Annotated in this window: 14 protein-coding genes; 6 read left to right on the top strand and 8 right to left on the bottom strand. The window is 49.1% G+C overall.

Annotation, left to right across the window (positions count from 1 at the left end; genetic code table 11):
* Nucleotides 1-208: 208 nt before the first annotated feature.
* The 3 genes from Q0Y46_RS12410 to Q0Y46_RS12420 form a co-directional block, all read right to left on the bottom strand.
* On the bottom strand, nucleotides 209-1,219 hold the full coding sequence (locus Q0Y46_RS12410) for a virulence protein RhuM/Fic/DOC family protein (protein ID WP_297947751.1): 1,011 nt from the start codon (nucleotides 1,217-1,219) through the stop codon (nucleotides 209-211).
* A gap of 13 nt (nucleotides 1,220-1,232) precedes the next feature.
* Nucleotides 1,233-2,798 carry a class I SAM-dependent DNA methyltransferase gene (locus tag Q0Y46_RS12415; RefSeq protein WP_297947753.1) on the bottom strand — a complete coding sequence of 522 codons (1,566 nt, stop codon included), beginning with the start codon at nucleotides 2,796-2,798 and terminating at the stop codon, nucleotides 1,233-1,235.
* A 162-nt stretch (nucleotides 2,799-2,960) separates the two neighbouring features.
* Nucleotides 2,961-3,083 carry a hypothetical protein gene (locus Q0Y46_RS12420; RefSeq protein ID WP_290959004.1) on the bottom strand — a complete coding sequence of 41 codons (123 nt, stop codon included), beginning with the start codon at nucleotides 3,081-3,083 and terminating at the stop codon, nucleotides 2,961-2,963.
* Between the two features lie 136 nt (nucleotides 3,084-3,219).
* On the opposite strand from Q0Y46_RS12420, the gene Q0Y46_RS12425 reads away from it, so the two are divergent.
* Nucleotides 3,220-4,578, top strand: coding sequence for an AAA family ATPase (locus tag Q0Y46_RS12425; RefSeq protein WP_366522533.1), 1,359 nt, complete (start codon nucleotides 3,220-3,222; stop codon nucleotides 4,576-4,578).
* Here the strand turns inward: Q0Y46_RS12425 and Q0Y46_RS12430 are convergent, their stop codons facing one another.
* On the bottom strand, nucleotides 4,579-5,205 hold the full coding sequence (locus Q0Y46_RS12430) for an N-acetyltransferase (RefSeq protein WP_297947757.1): 627 nt from the start codon (nucleotides 5,203-5,205) through the stop codon (nucleotides 4,579-4,581).
* 533 nt (nucleotides 5,206-5,738) lie between these two features.
* Here Q0Y46_RS12430 and Q0Y46_RS12435 point away from each other — a divergent pair.
* The 4 genes from Q0Y46_RS12435 (at nucleotide 5,739) to Q0Y46_RS12450 (ending at nucleotide 10,181) form a co-directional block, all read left to right on the top strand.
* Entirely contained in the window at nucleotides 5,739-6,623 is an 885-nt protein-coding gene (locus Q0Y46_RS12435; RefSeq protein WP_297947759.1) for an ORF6N domain-containing protein, read from the top strand.
* Between the two features lie 11 nt (nucleotides 6,624-6,634).
* Nucleotides 6,635-6,961: a hypothetical protein gene (locus Q0Y46_RS12440; protein ID WP_297947761.1), complete on the top strand. Its 327-nt coding sequence runs from the start codon at nucleotides 6,635-6,637 to the stop codon at nucleotides 6,959-6,961.
* A gap of 196 nt (nucleotides 6,962-7,157) precedes the next feature.
* A complete protein-coding gene (locus Q0Y46_RS12445; RefSeq protein WP_295684271.1) occupies nucleotides 7,158-8,489 on the top strand; it encodes an AAA family ATPase in 1,332 nt (443 codons plus the stop codon).
* Nucleotides 8,490-8,642: 153 nt separating this feature from the next.
* Nucleotides 8,643-10,181 carry an FISUMP domain-containing protein gene (locus Q0Y46_RS12450; protein WP_297947763.1) on the top strand — a complete coding sequence of 513 codons (1,539 nt, stop codon included), beginning with the start codon at nucleotides 8,643-8,645 and terminating at the stop codon, nucleotides 10,179-10,181.
* Nucleotides 10,182-10,243: 62 nt separating this feature from the next.
* Here the strand turns inward: Q0Y46_RS12450 and Q0Y46_RS12455 are convergent, their stop codons facing one another.
* From Q0Y46_RS12455 to Q0Y46_RS12465, 3 genes are read right to left on the bottom strand one after another with little or no spacing between them, the layout of a single operon-like run.
* A complete protein-coding gene (locus Q0Y46_RS12455; RefSeq protein WP_297947765.1) occupies nucleotides 10,244-11,626 on the bottom strand; it encodes a hypothetical protein in 1,383 nt (460 codons plus the stop codon).
* Nucleotides 11,623-12,807, bottom strand: coding sequence for a hypothetical protein (locus Q0Y46_RS12460; protein ID WP_297947767.1), 1,185 nt, complete (start codon nucleotides 12,805-12,807; stop codon nucleotides 11,623-11,625). Before Q0Y46_RS12460 ends, Q0Y46_RS12455 begins: the two co-directional genes overlap by 4 nt.
* Complete coding sequence (locus Q0Y46_RS12465; RefSeq protein WP_297947769.1) at nucleotides 12,794-13,540, bottom strand: hypothetical protein; 747 nt, start codon at nucleotides 13,538-13,540, stop codon at nucleotides 12,794-12,796. Before Q0Y46_RS12465 ends, Q0Y46_RS12460 begins: the two co-directional genes overlap by 14 nt.
* Nucleotides 13,541-13,784: 244 nt before the next feature.
* Here Q0Y46_RS12465 and Q0Y46_RS12470 point away from each other — a divergent pair, with 244 nt between their 5' ends.
* Nucleotides 13,785-14,996, top strand: a complete 1,212-nt coding sequence (locus Q0Y46_RS12470) for a glycosyl hydrolase (RefSeq protein WP_297947771.1) — start codon at nucleotides 13,785-13,787, stop codon at nucleotides 14,994-14,996.
* A 125-nt stretch (nucleotides 14,997-15,121) separates the two neighbouring features.
* On the opposite strand, the gene Q0Y46_RS12475 is transcribed toward Q0Y46_RS12470, so the two are convergent.
* Nucleotides 15,122-16,801 carry a glycosyl hydrolase family 8 gene (locus Q0Y46_RS12475; protein WP_297947773.1) on the bottom strand — a complete coding sequence of 560 codons (1,680 nt, stop codon included), beginning with the start codon at nucleotides 16,799-16,801 and terminating at the stop codon, nucleotides 15,122-15,124.
* Between the last annotated feature and the right edge of the window lie 9 nt (nucleotides 16,802-16,810).

Consider the following 16,810-nt stretch of genomic DNA (forward strand, 5'->3'; position numbering starts at 1 on the left):
CAACCGCGTCACTTTCAAGTCCCTGTTCCGCACATCTACGGGCCGTATGTAGTCTCCAAGCCGTTTCATCATTCCACTTTATCCGATACCTTAAATTTGAAAATAGTTCCTTTTTGTCGAAAATAACGCGTAAACCATAAAAAAGGCAAGAAAAACGGGAGTATTACTTCCGAAATTCAGCGAAAATCGGAAGTAGAAGTCTTGTTTTTTATCCGTTGTCCTTATTAATCAGGTTTACCACCACCTTAACCATCATGTCCTTTTCTTCAGGGCGACTTTCGGCTATCATTAATGTTATCGCAACGAGGGTGTTGTCCGCAATGCGTTTAGATCCGTCCTTGTTATAAAGGATTCCGTTATTTTCCATGAACCACAAAAACAGGGTTGCGGCAATACGCTTATTGCCATCGGTAAAAGAATGGTTCTTGATCACCAAGTAGAGTAGTGTTGCGGCTTTTTCTTCCACAGAAGGGTATAAATCGACTCCCCCAAAGGTCTGATAAATTTGCCCGATGCTACTTTTGAAGGACTGATCCTTTTCGTGACCAAACAAGGAACTGCCGCCAAATTTTCTCTTGAGGCTCTGGATAGCTTCCATCGCATTTTCATAGGTCGCCTTAAAGCGAGCACGTTTAGTCACCTTGCGGATTCCCAATTTCTGGTAATCATAATCGTCAAGGGTGTCAAGGGCATATGTATAGTCCGAGACAACTTGAACCAAGGATGATGCTTCATCGGATGTCAATTTTTCCTGCGTTTTGGCAGTCCGACCGACCAATTTCACCAGTTTACACAATTCATCATACTTTAAAGCGGCAACCTTATTATTGATAGCGAACCCTTTGACTAAGTAATCCTTCAGAACCTTGTTTGCCCATTGGCGGAACAGTACGCCATGTTTGCTTTTTACGCGGTAACCGACAGAGATAATGACATCGAGATTGTAATAATTGACTTCCTTGGTCTGCGTTTTGCCTTTAATTGCGCCATGTTGAGTGGTTGTCGCAAATTTTGCGACAACCACATTGCCAGCCAATTCTTCTTTTATCGCATTGTCAATATGCTTGCGAATAGTCTTGCTGTCCCTCTCAAAAAGTAGGGCCATTTGTTCCGCATTCAGCCAAACGGTCTCGTTTTCCATGCGGACATCAATCTGCGTCTTACCATCACTGGTCTGGTAGATGACTATTTGGTCGTTTTGGGAGATCTTATTCGCCATAAATTCTCTTTTTTTATAGTTCAAATCCCAGGTTCTTGAACACTTTGGCGAGTTCCTTTTCGCTTTCTTTTTCGGCCTTGAGGAGGGTGCGCATTTCCGCCTGGAGTTCGCGCATCTTTTCGTCAACGTTCACGGCCTCGTCGCGGTTCTTGAATTCGATGTACTTGCTCGGCACGAGCGACCAGTTTTTCGCCTCGATTTCCTTGAGGGTGGCGGTGGCGCAGTATTCGGGTTCGTCCTTGATTTTCTGCGTTTGCCACTTGTGGTAGGTGCCGCTGATTTTTGCGATGTCCTCGGCGCTGAACTGGGTGTATTTCTTTTCGAAGGGTTCGCCCATCTGGCGCAGGTCCATAAAGAGCACTTCACCTTTGCGGTTACGGTACTTGCGCATGGCATCGCCGACCTTGACTTCGCGGGCGGTCTTGTTGTTGTTCAGAATCCAGAGCGTCACGCTGATGTCGGTGGAATAGAACATGTTGCGGGGCAGAATGAGGATTGCCTCGACCTTGTCGTTCTGCAAAAGTTCCTTGCGGATTTGCTGTTCGTCGCCTTCGCCGCTGAGGGCCCCGTTACTGAGCAAAAAGCCTGCCACGCCGTTTTCGGAGAGTTTTGAGAGGATGTTCAGAATCCAGCCGTAGTTCGCGTTGCTCGTGGGCGGCACGGTGTAGCCTTTCCAGCGCGGGTCATCGAGGAGTTCGTTTTCGGCACGCCACGATTTCTGATTGAACGGCGGGTTCGCCATGATAAAGTCGGCTTTCAAATCCTTGTGCTGGTCTTCGGCAAAGGTGTCGGCAGGTTTGTCGCCCAGGTTGCCGGAGATGCCGCGGATGGCGAGGTTCATCTTCGCTAGTTTGTACGTGGTGCCGGTGTATTCCTGGCCATATACGGAGACTTCGCGCTTGTTGCCGTGGTGCGCCTCGATAAACTTCATGCTTTGCACGAACATGCCGCCCGAACCGCAGCAGGGGTCGTAAATCTTGCCGCGGTAGGGTTCAATCATTTCGGCGATGAGCCCGACAATTGTCTTGGGCGTATAGAATTCGCCCTTGCCCTTGCCTTCGGCGATGGCGAACTTGCCGAGGAAATATTCATAGACGCGACCAACGACATCCTGTTCTTTGTCCTTGATGGTGTCGATGCCGTCGATGTCGCTGATGAGCGCCGCGAGTTTTGCGGTGTCGAGTTGCAGGCGCGAGAAATAGTTGTCAGGGAGCGCCCCGCGCAATGCCTTGTTCTTCTTTTCGATGTTCGCAAGTGCGGTATCGATCAGCAGCGCAATGTCGCTTTGGCGGGCGTGCTCGATGATAAAGCTCCAGCGGGAAGTTTCTTCTAGGTAAAAGACGTTGTCCTTGTTGTAGAACTCGGGCATTTCCACGTATTTCTGGCGGCCGGCGGCGATGAGCTTTTCGCGCTGTTCCTCGAACTTGTCGCTTGCAAACTTGAGGAAGATAAGCGAAAGCACCACGTGCTTGTATTCGGCGGGTTCCACGCTACCGCGCAACTTGTTCGCAGACTCCCAGAGGGAGGCCTCTACGGACTTTTCGGGGACGGACTTCTTCGCCTTTGCAACTTTTGCCATATAAACCTTTTACAAACAACTTCCTGCGCTGGATTCCCGCCGGAGCCTGCCCTGAGCGTGCCGAATGGGCGGGGATGACATGACAAATGAAATATATAATAATGACGTGACAGCGGAGTGACAGGAACGGGGTTTTAGGGGCAACGTCCCTCTCCAATAAAATCACCCGTAATATTTCTCGTAGAAGACCTTGAATGCGGGGATTTCGTCGCTTACGGAATAGGCCGTTTTCATGTACCGGTTGAACAACTGGTCATCGCCCGGTCTGTAAGAAACGATAAGCATCGTTAAGAATATACATCAAAAAGGGGACATCTTATGTCATTTCTTTGGATTTTTACAAAATTTATCAAATTATTTCTTTGGATTTTTGCAAAAAAGTTATATATTTATCTTTGGAATTTTACAAAAGGCGGCCAAAATGTACTTTAGCAGGCTGATTGACAGATATTTAAAGGAATGGGCCAATTCTCCCAGGCATAAACCGCTTTTATTGCGGGGGGCCCGCCAGGTGGGCAAGTCCAGCGCAGTCCGCCACTTAGGCGAAAATTTCGAACACATGGTCGAAATCAATTTTGAAAAGCATCCTGAATTCAAGGCAGTCTTTACGACCAATTTGGATGTATCCCGCATTGTTTCTGAACTTTCCGCTATTACGGGGACTCCGATTGTTGCAGGGAAAACTCTCCTATTCTTGGACGAAATTCAGGGATGTGTGGATGCTATTATGTCCCTGCGTTTTTTCAAGGAAGACATGCCCGATTTACACGTCGTGGCGGCGGGGTCGCTGTTGGAATTTGCGCTTAACGACATACCGACATTCGGCGTGGGGCGGATCCATTCCATGTTCATGCATCCGATGACTTTTGATGAGTTTCTCGAAGCAAATGGGCAAATAGCCCTGTTAAAACTCAGGAACCAATCGTCCCCGCAAAAGCCCTTGCCGCAAACCGTTCACAATAAACTGGTGGAATACTTCAGAACATACATGTTAGTAGGCGGAATGCCCGAATCTGTGGTAAGATGGGTTCAAAGCCATGATTACCTGGAATGTCAGGCTATCCAAGACGACATTTTAGTCACGTACGAAGATGATTTTGCGAAATACAAAAAGAAGGTCGATCCGACCTTGTTAAGAAAAACATTTCAGAGTATCGCATCCCAGATTACGCATAAATTTACTTATTCAAAGGTCGGGGAATATAGGACTGAAAAAGTTCAGGAAGCCCTGCATTTGTTGACTCTTGCTGGACTCGCCATCCCTGTTACACGGTCGAGCGCCAACGGCCTTCCCTTGGGGAGTGAGGCTGACTCGGGAACACAAAAGGTACTTTTGTTGGATCCTGGCTTACAGCTTAGACTCCAAAATTTGAATTTGGGCGATATTTCCGAGATTATTTCGCAGATATTAACTGCGAGCGGAGCCGATTTGGTCAATAAGGGCGCTTTAGCCGAAATGGTTGCAGGGCTGGAAATCCTCAGATATAAGACGCCAAACATTCGTCATGAAATTTTCTACTGGAGCCGAACTCAAAGAAATAGCCTAGCGGAGGTGGATTATCTAGATGTTCGCAATGCACGTGTGACTCCTATAGAAGTGAAGGCGGGAACACAAGGCGGAATGAAAAGCCTTTGGATTATGATGCGGGAAAAGAAGCTGACGAGCGCCTATCGCTGTTCCCTTGAAAACTTTGGCGAATTCGATTATGTCGATTCTCTTGACAATAACGCCATCCGCCATGTTGAAATATGTCCGCTATATGCGCTTTCGCAAATGTAATTACCCTAACTGCCCGGGCAGCACGAGCTTTTCCTTCGGTGGGAATCCCGCGTCGTACTTCTCGAATGCCTCGGGGTTGCGCATGGCGACAAAGTACGGTTCGGGGTCGCGGTAGCTGCCGGTGATTCCGTCGAGGAACCCTTCTTGCAGTTCCTTGCAGAGGAAGTAGGGCGCGTCGCTGTCGGGGTCGTCGGCGTAGCGGATTCCCCTGGTGCTCGCGACCACAAAGCCGCTCTTGCCGTAAAACGCGATGTTCCCGCAAATCAGGAGGCAGCCCGCGCCCATCTCGGCGGCAATGCGCATGGAATGGTCGAGCAATGTTTTCCCGTATCCCTTGCGCTTGTAGTCGGGGCGGATGCTGATGGGCCCGAAGGTCATCGTGCGGATTTTGCGTCCGTCGTCGGCGTCGATGTGCGACCACGCGTACATCACGTGCCCGATGATTTCGCCGTCCACTTCCAGCACGAGCGAGAGTTCCGGCACAAAGTCGGGCTCGCTCCTGTAGCAGTGCAGCACGTAATACTCGGTGCATCCGGGACGGTAAACGTTCCAGAAGGCTTCGCGGGTAAGGTTTTCGACGGTCTTAAAGTCGCGCGGTTGTTCCGTGCGGATAGTGTAATTTTTCATTGTTTATCTCCAGGTTGATTTTTTATGACGGGCATAAAAATCGCCTTGGAAGACGGCCCAAGGAAAGTCTCCCAAGGCCCTAGACAATGAACCAAGATTTGCTAAACAGCATCCAGTCTCCGTAAGTTGGTACTAGTGGGAATATAGAATTTAAATATCCATTTTGACGAAAAAGTCTTCGTGAAGTCACAAATTGTGACTTCACACTAGGGATGCGAAATTGAACTGCAAGAAATCTTGATGTCCGAAATTCGGATATCAAGATGGGGCGGAGAAGGAGGACTAAACCCCTAAAGTGGTTGTCAAAGAATACTTGACAACCACTCAACACAGCACAATTACTGTATGCTTTCGTTTTTATCGAGGTCGAAAATGGGGATGCGTAATTGAGCCGCAAGAAATCTTGAAGTGCAAAAATTGCACCTCAAGTTGCCCTATTTTTTTGTATATTGCTTCTAGCACCAGAAAAGGTGGTATTAAGGATCGTTTCCGCATAAAGGCGGGACGGTCCTTTTTTTTGCAAAGGGGGCAAAATGAAGAAAGATGTAACCGTCGCGCCTAAAAAGCCCGTTTTTTCCCTGATAGACGAGAACTTGCTCAAGTCGCGTATATACACCATCCGCGGGGTAAAGGTCATGCTCGATGCTGATTTGGCCGAGATTTACGGGTATAGTACGAAGGCTTTTAACCAGCAGGTCAAGAAAAATATTGAAAAATTCGATGAAGATTTTCGATTTCGATTATCAAATAATGAAATCGAAGAACTTTCAAGGTGCAAATTTTGCACCTTGAACACGGAATCGGAAAACAACAGCGCTTCAAGGTCAAAAAAATTGACCTTGAACATGGCGATCGCAAGCGAAAGTCCTTCAAGGTTGAAATTTTCGTCCTTGAAAAATGGAGGACGCGGGTCGAATATAAAATACATGCCCTACGCCTTCACGGAGCAGGGCATCTACATGCTCATGACGGTCCTCAAGGGCGAACAGGCGACCGCCCAAAGCAAGGCCCTTATCCGCCTTTTCAAGCAGATGAAGGACTACATTGCTGCGGAGAATGCACCGGATGTTTCCGTGGGGATGGTCGCCTTGGCGACGCAGACGAGTCAAAACACGCGGGATATCGCCGAGATTGCCACGGATGTCCGCACGCTTTCTAACAAGGTGGAGCGAAACGAGAGTTTTCTCCAAAAAGTTATGGCAAATTTCGTCGACCCGAGCACCTTCAAGCATTTCCTGATTTTGAACGGGCAACGGTTAGAGGCCGATGTCGCCTACACGCAGATTTACGGCATGGCGAAGAAGTCTGTGCTGATTGTAGATATTTTTTCAAAAGCCGAGAGCAGCGGCTATGCTTGCATAGACATTGCCGAGGCTCAGAAAAAAGCATGGCGTAGCCATGCCACTACCTGGATGTAAAGACTCTCGACTTGTTGCGCTGCGTGGCGAAGGGTGTCTCTATCAAGATTTTCAGCGAACAGCACGGTCGTTCCCGCCTGACCGGGAGCATGCTGGCAGACTTCAGGGCCGCCCGCCCGGATGTGAAATTTGACGATGTTCGTGCCACAGGGAACATATTCCACGACAGATACATCTACCTGGATTTCGGGACCGTCAGCGAGAAACTTTTCCACTGCGGGGCATCATCCAAGGATGCCGGCAACAAGATCACAACCATCATGCAGGTGGAAGACATCGCGGGATATCGCCCACTGTTCGAGAAGCTGTTGCAAGACTCATCAAATTGCCGTTTTTAGCGTAATTTCGCCAAACACGTATAAAACATCGTCAAATTCGTGGCAATTTTAGCGCTCATATTGAAAAAAGCATAATTTCTGATAGTTTTTATATTGAAAAATCTATAATTTTCAACAGATTTTATGTTGAAATATCTATAATTTTAGTGTATATTTATGTTGAAAAATCTGTAACTTCTAAAAAAGATGAGGAAGTATGTTCAAGCGCAAGGCGTATGACAAAATGAAGGAGTGGAAACAGACTTACTCCGGGCGGTACGCCTGCCTTCTGGAAGGGGCTCGACGTGTAGGCAAATCCACCATCGCCGAGGAATTCGCCAAGAACGAATACGAATCCTACATCCGGATCGATTTCGCCAATGTCACGAACGAGATGCTGGATGTTTTTCGCGACATCTCCAAGCCGGACCTTTTCTTTTTGCGGCTTCAGGCAGAAACGGGCGTAACTCTTAAAAAACGCAAGTCCGCAATTATCTTTGATGAAATCCAACTCCAGCCCAAAGTGCGCCAGGCGATCAAATACCTTGTCCAAGACGGCCGCTACGACTATATCGAAACAGGTTCGCTCATATCCATCAAAAAGAATGTCCAGGGGATAGTCATCCCTTCCGAAGAGCACAAGATCAATGTCTATCCTATGGATTACGAAGAGTTCATGTGGGCCATCGGCAAGGATCCTTCCGTAATACGCGAAATCTATAAAGCTAAGACCGCCATCGGGAATGCAACCAACAGGAGCTTGATGCGTGATTTCAGGCTTTACATGGCTGTCGGCGGCATGCCGCAAGCGGTTGACGCATACATCCGCAAAGAAAACTTCGAGACCATCGACGGAATCAAGCGGAAAATCAACGACCTGTATTTTGACGACTTAAAAAAACTGGACCCGACGGGCCGCCTGTCCAACATTTACAAGGCCATCCCAAGCCAACTTGCGCTGAAGAAAAAAAATTTCACAATCACTAAAGCGACGGGTAAGCAGAAAACGCCAAAAGACGAGGAACGCTTTTTTGAATTGATGGACTCCAAGACGGTGCTCGCCTGCTACCACGTGACCAACCCGGGCACGGCCCTCGCGCAGACAAAGGATTTGAACAAATTCAAACTTTACACCGCCGATACGGGACTTTTTATTTCGCTGATGTTCGACAACTCGAAACAGACCAACGAGATTTACAAGAAACTCCTAAGCGACAAACTGGATGCCGATTTAGGCTACCTGTACGAAAACATCGCGGCCCAGATTATAGCGGCAAGCGACAGGGAGCTGTATTACCACACCTGGCAAAAAGAAAACAGCACGCATTACTACGAGATTGACTTTCTGCTGTCGCACGGCAATAAGGTTGTCCCTGTCGAAATCAAGTCATCGGCAACGCGAAACCACGAATCCATCGACCAGTTCGCAGAAAAGTTTTCCAAAAAGATTTACCGCAGAATCCTTTTCTCGCAAAAAGACGTGGACCATGTAGGGACGCTGCAACTCAAGCCCCTGTACATGTTGCCGTTTGCACTGGAAGAACTGTAGTTTATTCCAGTTGCCCGGGAAGCACGAATTGCTAGGGAAAACACACCTTTTTCTCAAGAAAAGACAATACACCTTATTGACAGGCAGTGCACAAAAGCGTAGTTTTAGGCATGTTTTTTACAACCTTTTTTGCGAGTATCGAAGGAGTATCTCATGAATAAATTATTATGGTCATCGTCCCTTGCTTTGGCGACAGCAGTTTTTCTTACGGCATGCGGTGACGAAACGACCAACGTCACCGAAACCACTGGCCCGACTTCGGTCACCAAGTTCAAAGACCTGGGCGAGTGTACTGCTGACAATTCCGGCGACATGGTCTACGTGAAGGACCAAGCATCCATATACTTCTGCGCCGACAGCGTGTGGAAAGAAATGAGCGCCTCGGCCGCAAACGGCTCCGACGGAAAAGATGGTTCCGATGGTAAAGATGGGTCGGACGGCAAGAACGGAAATGATGGTAAAGACGGCAAGGATGGCAAAAACGGAAACGATGGTGAAAATGGGAAAGACGGCAAGGATGGAAAGGACGGTAAAGACGGCAAGTCCGCTTATGAACTGTCTGGTTCCAAGCTCTCGCTGGAAGATTGGCTTAAGTCGCTGAATGGCGATAACGGTGAAAGCTGCACCGCCGTTGAAAATGCAAAAGAAAACGGCTACGATATCGTATGCGGGGACAAGGTCAAGGGTACTTTGAAGAATGGTACAAGTGGCACAAGCTGCGAGATTGTAAGCGACAAGGACGGTATTGTCACCTTGAAATGCGGTGACGTGGAGACCGAGCTCTACAAGGCTGTATGCGGCGCAACACCGTATGACCCGGCAAAAAAATTCTGCTTTGATATGGAGCTGTACGACTTGTGCGACGGCGAAGTTTATACTCCGGGCAAAGACCTCTGCGAAAGTGGAAAGTTGCAGAAATTCTGCTATTTCAAGGAGGACTCTCCAATCCGCTATGATGTACAAACTCACTTCTGTTATGGCGAGAAGATGTATGAACTTTGCGGCGGCGAGGATTACGACCCCACGAAGTATGATTGCGTTGAAAATCAGAAGCAGGAAAAAAAGACCTGCAAAGGAATACAATACAACCCGGAAAACGAATTCTGCGCAATGAGGGGATCGGTCGAGATTGGCACTTATAAAATGGTAACGATTGGCACTGGTGATAAAGCGCAGACCTGGATGGCGCAAAACTTGGATTACGAGGTTACTGGCAGCAGCTGCTTTGACGGAGACTGCTCCCAGTACGGCCGCTACTATAGCTGGAACGCTGCTATAAACAATAGCACGCCTGATGTTAACGGAAACATTCAGGGGGTTTGCCCCGACGGATGGCACTTGCCTACAAAAGGCGAGTGGGAACAGCTAATTCAGAATGTGGACGAAAATAAGAAACATATAGCGGGTATCGTGCTCAAGGATTCTGTTGTTTGGAAAGATCACGACGATAAAGGAACCAATGCGACTGGTTTCAGTGCGCTTCCTGCTGGCTACATGATATCTGATACCGATCGTAGCAACGATAAAGAAAATGCATTTTTCTGGAGCGCCACTGAATCCGAGAAAGAAGGAGACGCGTACTATGTGGTCTTATCCTACAACAACACCGATGCGGTTGTGTCCAATAATAATAGTAGTATGATTATTCTTAGCAAAACCACCAGAATGTCAATTCGTTGCTTGAAGGACTAGCAGTAAGGCGACCGCTGCATTAAAAATCTCGCCCGAGGTCAACAAATGGCTTCGGGTGTTTTTTACTTTTTCGGGACACTCCACGCCTTGCATTTCCCAAGAGCATCCTTTAGCGATGTCAGTTGCTTCCGGCTAAATTTCTCGTAGCTCACTTTTTGGGTTCCGCGATAAAACGCCATGCCTGCCGTCTTCTGCGCTGCATCATCGCCTAATTTCAATAAGGCTTTTCCCATGACATTTGCAGGCAGCAGGACCTTATTCAATTCACCATATCTCACATCATGCATAAATGAATAGGCATCACTGGATTCCATCAGTTTTGCATACAACCACAAAGCTTCGCGATCCCAGCCACTGAATTTTCCACTCACATCGAACACAATGTCTATTCCGTGCGCTACCGCCTTACAGCCCTCGGGAGCAGATTTATCTTTGCAAAAATAGAAGGGCTTTTCCCGAACGACCATTTTTTCAAAATCATTCACACTTTCATAACATGAGGGCAAGGACCAATAGCCTCGCTTCTGCTCTGAATAAAACTGCTTGGGAACATTAGTCCCGAACACCAAAAAACGTTCCCCATTCACGTCAAAGCACTCCATGTTCTCTACCAATCCTTCCGGTTTGTCCACCATATTCATTTGCTTGGTGCTGCCATAGAAACCAACCTGATGTTTTTCACGGGTTGCATCCTCCCAATAGCAAGGGAACATTCCCGCCGCCATCTCCGGAAGTTTTTCTTCTTCATCCGAAGTACATTTATCCAGGCAAGAAGAACATCCCGAGCTCACCGAAGTTTCCTCATCTAGCGAATCCGCCTCAACAGATTCTTCAGCAACAGATTCCCCTGCGGCAGGCTTATTTTCCACTGTCGCATTTTGAGTTTCCTCAATCGGTTTTTTCTTAGGGCATTCACCATCAATTACAATATTCAAAGTCGTCTTCAAGACTGGCGCCCTGTAAGAAGGGCACGAACACGAAAGCGCACTATTCCATTCCGCTTTAATTTTTTTCCCATAAAGGCCTCTAACAAAAGCCGAATCGATTGGAGACTTATTATCCTTTCTAAAAGATGGGTAATACTTATGAGCATTCAAAAAATCTATGGACGGAGGGAACACTTTCCTTTTCCGTAAGCGGTCGTCACTATTGCAAATTTTACAGCTGAAATGTTCAGAGGTTGTATCATAATCTGCATCAAAGACAATTTCTTCGTCCTTGTAATTCAGAACAAGTTTATTTTCCCAAAAAACATCTCCGCAAGCAATTGAATCTGGCCACTTCCATTTTGAATCAGGCAAAAGGCCGCGAGTTGAAGCCACTATCAAGCTGTAGCTTTCATCGTTTCTTTCAAAGTAGTCGACGCAAAAATGAGCCGTCGGCACCCCCTTCGCAAAAAGGGAACAAGAAAGAACAAACAAGAGCGACAAGCATTTCCATCTCATGGCAACATGTCCTTCACTTCAATGCAGCTCAGCGGGCAAACAAAATCATCTCCGCACGAAATCCAATGAACCATATTCTCCGTATGGTGCCGAATATCTTCAATTTGCTCAAATTCAAAGATGTTCATTTTCTCTTTTTTCTGCAAATCCAGCTTACCACATTTACCACCGATGCGGGCATAGAATTGGACATTCCTTTCAACGGTATCGAAATTGCAATTCAAAATATTCTTCGATGATATGGGGATGCGTTTCCCATAAAGGCTTTTTGCAGGTATTCCCTTGAGTACATCGGCACCGATAAACTTGGGAATTGGAATATAGACCTCTGTTGCGATAATATTTGTCAAATGGCAAGTGTCCTGTTCCACAAAATGTGCCAACGTTCTTTTCCCGTATTTTCCAAAATCCATCTCGTATGATTTTTCAACGCGCATGGTTCCTTCGCAAATCATCTTGTTCGCATCTTCATTTTCTTCATCATCCTTTTCGTTATTTCCATCGCTGAAAAATAGCCGCGGCAACACGTCGTAATAGTCAACCAGATGAAGTTCCACATTCTTTCCACCGCTCACGCAGTACTCTACAGCGGGAATCGTATCGTTACATTCGCCAACCAACTTTGCAGGGAAATCACGTTCCATCGGCGGGAGATCCGCGTTGCCGTTGGTTTCCCATTCGCCACTCCACTTTCCCCAAAATGTCATGCCATAAAAAGCCTTCAGGGTTTCACGAGCATTGCGCAGGTGAAAAGTTCTCCTGCTGAATTCATCTTTTTGCAAACCTCGACAGCAACCATTCATATCTTTGCTGCCATACAATTTGATTTTCTCTATTCGTTGTAACTTTATCGGCCTCTTCGGACAATGCGTACAAAACGCAAGCCCTCCTCCGCCACCGCCAAACAAGCCGGCCAACAGACCATCTTCACGGCATTCAATATCGTACGGGAAAAAGACCTTACTCTCCGTTTCCCAACTTGCCTGGCATGGAGTACGCTCACAGGGAATTGAATCCGGATAAATCCAATCCTTGATAGGTTCATCTAGATCCTTGATCAACAAGGGGCGATACGTACTGTCGTCTACAATTTCGGCGCAGTATTCCGCAACGCGGGGCGATGCCGCAAACGCATGCAACGCCAACCAAAGGCAAACCAAGCAAACGTTACGGAGTTTCATGAGATTTACCCCACTCCTTGCAGGAATTCATCAACTCGCCAAACGACTTGATGTTCCCCTTCTGATAACTTTTGCTTTCTACTTTCTTGTCGCGTAAATAGAAATTCAATTCTGTCACACCGGGAACCGCGAGATTGCCCGCACGAATTAAATCTTCTTCTTTGAGTCCCCACGGCAACGTCTGGAAGAAACCGTCCATCTTATCATTTTTCAGGAGCCATTCCATCAAAGAATTGAAGCTTTTCTTTTGGTGGGCATTGAAATAATAGAAGAGCGCCGCACGTGTCATCGGCATCATCTTCATTTCATCTGTCACAAGAATTTCCAAACCTTTTTCTACAGGCTTGCAACCCTTGGTCGTCGCCACCGTATTCTTGCAGGAGTGGAAATAGCGTCCCATTTTTGTAGATCGCGGAATTTCGACGCTATCGCCAAGGTTTCCACAATTCCAGTTATCGTCGTAGCAACGTGAAGTTGTCCCCCAAAATACGGTATCGTGAATCTGTTCAGGAGCATTGCTCCGCGCGATAATATACGCCCTGCCGTCGGCATACAGGCAGTCCATCTTGTTTCCGACAAAGGCAAGTTCACCATCCATCGGCATGTCGGACGAACTGGCATAATTGACGACTTTGCAGGTACGGCCATCTGCCTTATAGCACGGGAAAATATCCTCGGCACCCATGGGTATTTTTATTACACCGGCATAAATTACACCGGACAGCACACCCACCAGCAAAAATATTCTCCCTATATGGTCACGACATCTCATCTCGATTCCCTATCCCCTATTCATAAATATAGCCTCTAACGCGCCGCTTTTCATAGCATGACACGCCACATCCCCTTTTTTGCAGACCAAACACTAGATACACTTTGGTAAAATCATACAAAACAGCCGTTAACGGAGGACTCCGGCCGACTTATTTTTTAGTGTACAAAGCGGCCTTCCGCACACCATCAAAATTGAGGACCTTATGTTCAAGAATCTCCTTTTCACGCTGGGAATCCTGCCTATGACTACTTTAGCTTTCCAGATTGGTGCCTGGGTCGGCGGGCCCGGCCAGTACCCGCAACCTACGCAGACTAACGTCCAGGCTTTCCAGGATTTGCAGGGCACGCATCTCGACCTCATCAGCTATTTTGCGCTCTTCGATATCAACGACTGGGACGCAACCGCGCAGTATGCGAATGTTGCGAAGAACAACGGCTCCACGCTGGTCGTCACATGGATGGCGAACGGCTACAAGGCGCAGGAACTGGTGGACGGCAAGGCCGACACCTACATCCGTGATTATGCAAAAGGCGTGAAGGGCTTCGGCGACGAAATCTGGCTCAGGCCGCTCCACGAAGCGAACGGTGACTGGTACGACTGGGGGGTAGGGAAATCCGGTGCCGGTAACACCGACGCGAATGTCGCCGAGGCCTTCCGCCACATCGTGAAAATCTTCAAGGAGGAAGGCGTCACGAACGTCAAGTGGGTATGGACCACCAACGCATCGAACCAGGGCAGCGGAACCACGCTCACGGGCAACTACCCTGGCGACGAATACGTCGATTACATCTCCATCGACGGCTACAACTGGGGCACGTGCCAAAGCTGGTCTAGCTGGCAGTCGTTCTCGCAGGTGTTCAAGAAGGCCTACGACGCACTTGCCAACATAAACAAGCCCCTCTTTATCGCCGAAATCTCGAGCTCCGAGAAGGGCGGCAACAAGGCCGAATGGATTACCGACATGTTCGAGCACTTCGCCACAGACTTCTCGCGCGTGTTCGCGGTAATGTGGTTCAGCCAGAGCAAGGAAGACAACGAGGCAGACTGGGCGCTCAACACGTCGCAGGCCGCCGTGGACGCCTGGAAGGCGGGCATCGCCAAGATGCAGAGCGCACAGCCGTCATCTTCCAGCAGCGCAGGCGATGTCAATCCGGCTACATCGAGCTCATCGGGCGAAGGCCAGACAACCGGAATCGGGACAGTCCGCCAGCCAAGCCAAGGCTCGCTCGCCTATCGCGACGGCAAGCTCTACGTGCGCACCACCAGGCCCATCAGCGCAAGCATCGTGCAGTTCGACTACCAGGGCCGCGTCCTGTGGCAGAGCGCCGTGCGGCAGTTCTTCCCCGGCGAACATGTCATCGACACGCCGGAAGCGGGCACGCAAAGCATCTACAAGCTTTCCGTGCTGCCGTAGCAGAACATACCCTTCTTCACACCAACAGAGGCCGCAATCACCAAGGTTGCGGCCTTCTTCTATTTGAAAAGAAAAATGCCCGGCCAAAAAGCCGGGCAAATCGTTTCAAATGATTTCAGCGAGCCTTACTTCATTGGCACCATTCTGCCGTAGTAGGCGCCGCGGGCCCTGTTCGAGCTGTTGACCTTGCAGCCCTTCAGGTTGTAGTCGCGCTGCATCTTGTACCCGTAATCGCGCATGTACATCAGGCGAATCGCATCCGTAGAGTCTTTCGATTCATACGGCAGCGGCGTGGCAACGGCCGTAGAATCGCCGGGTTGCGTAGTGACACCCGTGGAGTCGCCAGGTTGCGTGGTGACACCCGTGGAATCGCCCGGCTGCGGCGTGGGAGCTGCCGGAGCGGAGAAGGTCACCTTGTAGAGTTGGCAATCTTCGAACCAGTCGATCTTGTCACCTTCCTTGAATTCGGTGTCGCCGATTGTGGTGGCTTCCATCGTCTTTTCCTTCACTTCCTTCGGCTTGGGCTTCCAGATCTTGAAGTTGCCGGTCAGGTGGAGCATGGCGAGGAAGTGCACGAGGCCGTCATAGTAACGCTGGCTACCGACGATGGGCTTGGAATCCCAGGCCTTCTGCAGCACCTTCTTGACAAGGTCCTTATATTCGGGCACGTCCAGCAAGGCGTAGGTCGCCACGGCGTTCGCACCGGCCTGGCCAATCGTGAAATCACCATAACCGCTAGTGCCGTCCCAGTTGAAGTGGCCGTGCTTGTAGCCGTCCTTCTCGAAAAAGTCGGTGATGACCTTCGCAATCTTCGTCTGGCGTTCCGCATCGGCACCGAACAGGTAGTAGTCCATGCCGTAGTTCATGGGGCAACGGATGGCGTCGAACGCATACTTGGTAGAGTTGTCGCTGAATGCGTGATGCGGAGTTCCGTCAAAGTTGCTGTAGTCGCTGCACAGGCCCGACTGCGGGTTGGCAGAATTGTAGATGTGGTCGCGGGTGGCCTTCGTCGCCTTTTTCCACTTGTCGTTGTTGGTCGTCGACCAGCGGCTGAACAGGTCAACGAACGCGGGCAAGCTGTAGGAGGCGTCGCCCCAGGTGTTGTTGCCGTCGGACGGCTGGAAGGTCGCGATATAGGACTGTTCGCTGTACAGGGACTGGCCGTTGCCTTTCCAGCAGGCCTTCAAGATGCTCTGCGCATCCTTCATGTAGCCTTCGTCGTTCCAGCGGTGTGCCGCGAACAGAAGCGACATCATGAAGTAGATTTCGCCATCGGGAGCGTTGCCCCAGTCGCGCACGGAACCGTCACGGTTCGCCTGCCAGGCAAAATAGCCGCTTCCACCCGTGGCGGGGTCCTTCCACATGTGCTTCTTGGCCCAGTTCCAGAGCTTGCCGAACTGTTCCTTGTGGTTGGTCTGCACGGCAATCATCATGCCGTAGGACATGCCTTCGGAACGGATGTCGTTGTTGTTGATGTCGACGATGTAGCCGCCGTCGTTGTCTTCGTAATACACGGTCTTGTCGTTCTGGCCACCGAAGTAGTGGTTCCACAGTTCGTCAACCTTGTCCTGGATTTCCTTGTCGGTCTTGCCCAGGATGGTCTTGAAGGGGCTCGTGTAATCGCCTGTGTAGTAGGCTCCCGAGTAATTCGTCTCGTCGCAGTCCGGGCCGTAGTAGGCGCCGTTCTCGTCGAAGAACTTGGTGGGCACGGGCTTTGTTGCCGTGTTGTCTTGAGCCATGGCCGAAACCACGGCAAAGCCAAGGCACAATACGGCCGTATTGATGAACTTATTTTGTCTCCTCATGTTACTCCT

The sequence above is a fragment of the uncultured Fibrobacter sp. genome, assembly GCF_947305105.1.
GTDB lineage: Bacteria > Fibrobacterota > Fibrobacteria > Fibrobacterales > Fibrobacteraceae > Fibrobacter.

Bases quoted from the DNA above. Each gene is read 5' to 3' on its own strand.
- Q0Y46_RS12410 (WP_297947751.1), bottom strand. From the start codon at position 1,219: ATGGCGAATAAGATCTCCCAAAACGACCAAATAGTCATCTACCAGACC.
- Q0Y46_RS12415 (WP_297947753.1), bottom strand. From the start codon at position 2,798: ATGGCAAAAGTTGCAAAGGCGAAGAAGTCCGTCCCCGAAAAGTCCGTA.
- Q0Y46_RS12420 (WP_290959004.1), bottom strand. From the start codon at position 3,083: ATGCTTATCGTTTCTTACAGACCGGGCGATGACCAGTTGTTCAACCGG.
- Q0Y46_RS12425 (WP_366522533.1), top strand. From the start codon at position 3,220: ATGTACTTTAGCAGGCTGATTGACAGATATTTAAAGGAATGGGCCAAT.
- Q0Y46_RS12430 (WP_297947757.1), bottom strand. From the start codon at position 5,205: ATGAAAAATTACACTATCCGCACGGAACAACCGCGCGACTTTAAGACC.
- Q0Y46_RS12435 (WP_297947759.1), top strand. From the start codon at position 5,739: ATGAAGAAAGATGTAACCGTCGCGCCTAAAAAGCCCGTTTTTTCCCTG.
- Q0Y46_RS12445 (WP_295684271.1), top strand. From the start codon at position 7,158: ATGTTCAAGCGCAAGGCGTATGACAAAATGAAGGAGTGGAAACAGACT.
- Q0Y46_RS12450 (WP_297947763.1), top strand. From the start codon at position 8,643: ATGAATAAATTATTATGGTCATCGTCCCTTGCTTTGGCGACAGCAGTT.
- Q0Y46_RS12455 (WP_297947765.1), bottom strand. From the start codon at position 11,626: ATGAGATGGAAATGCTTGTCGCTCTTGTTTGTTCTTTCTTGTTCCCTT.
- Q0Y46_RS12460 (WP_297947767.1), bottom strand. From the start codon at position 12,807: ATGAAACTCCGTAACGTTTGCTTGGTTTGCCTTTGGTTGGCGTTGCAT.
- Q0Y46_RS12470 (WP_297947771.1), top strand. From the start codon at position 13,785: ATGTTCAAGAATCTCCTTTTCACGCTGGGAATCCTGCCTATGACTACT.
- Q0Y46_RS12475 (WP_297947773.1), bottom strand. From the start codon at position 16,801: ATGAGGAGACAAAATAAGTTCATCAATACGGCCGTATTGTGCCTTGGC.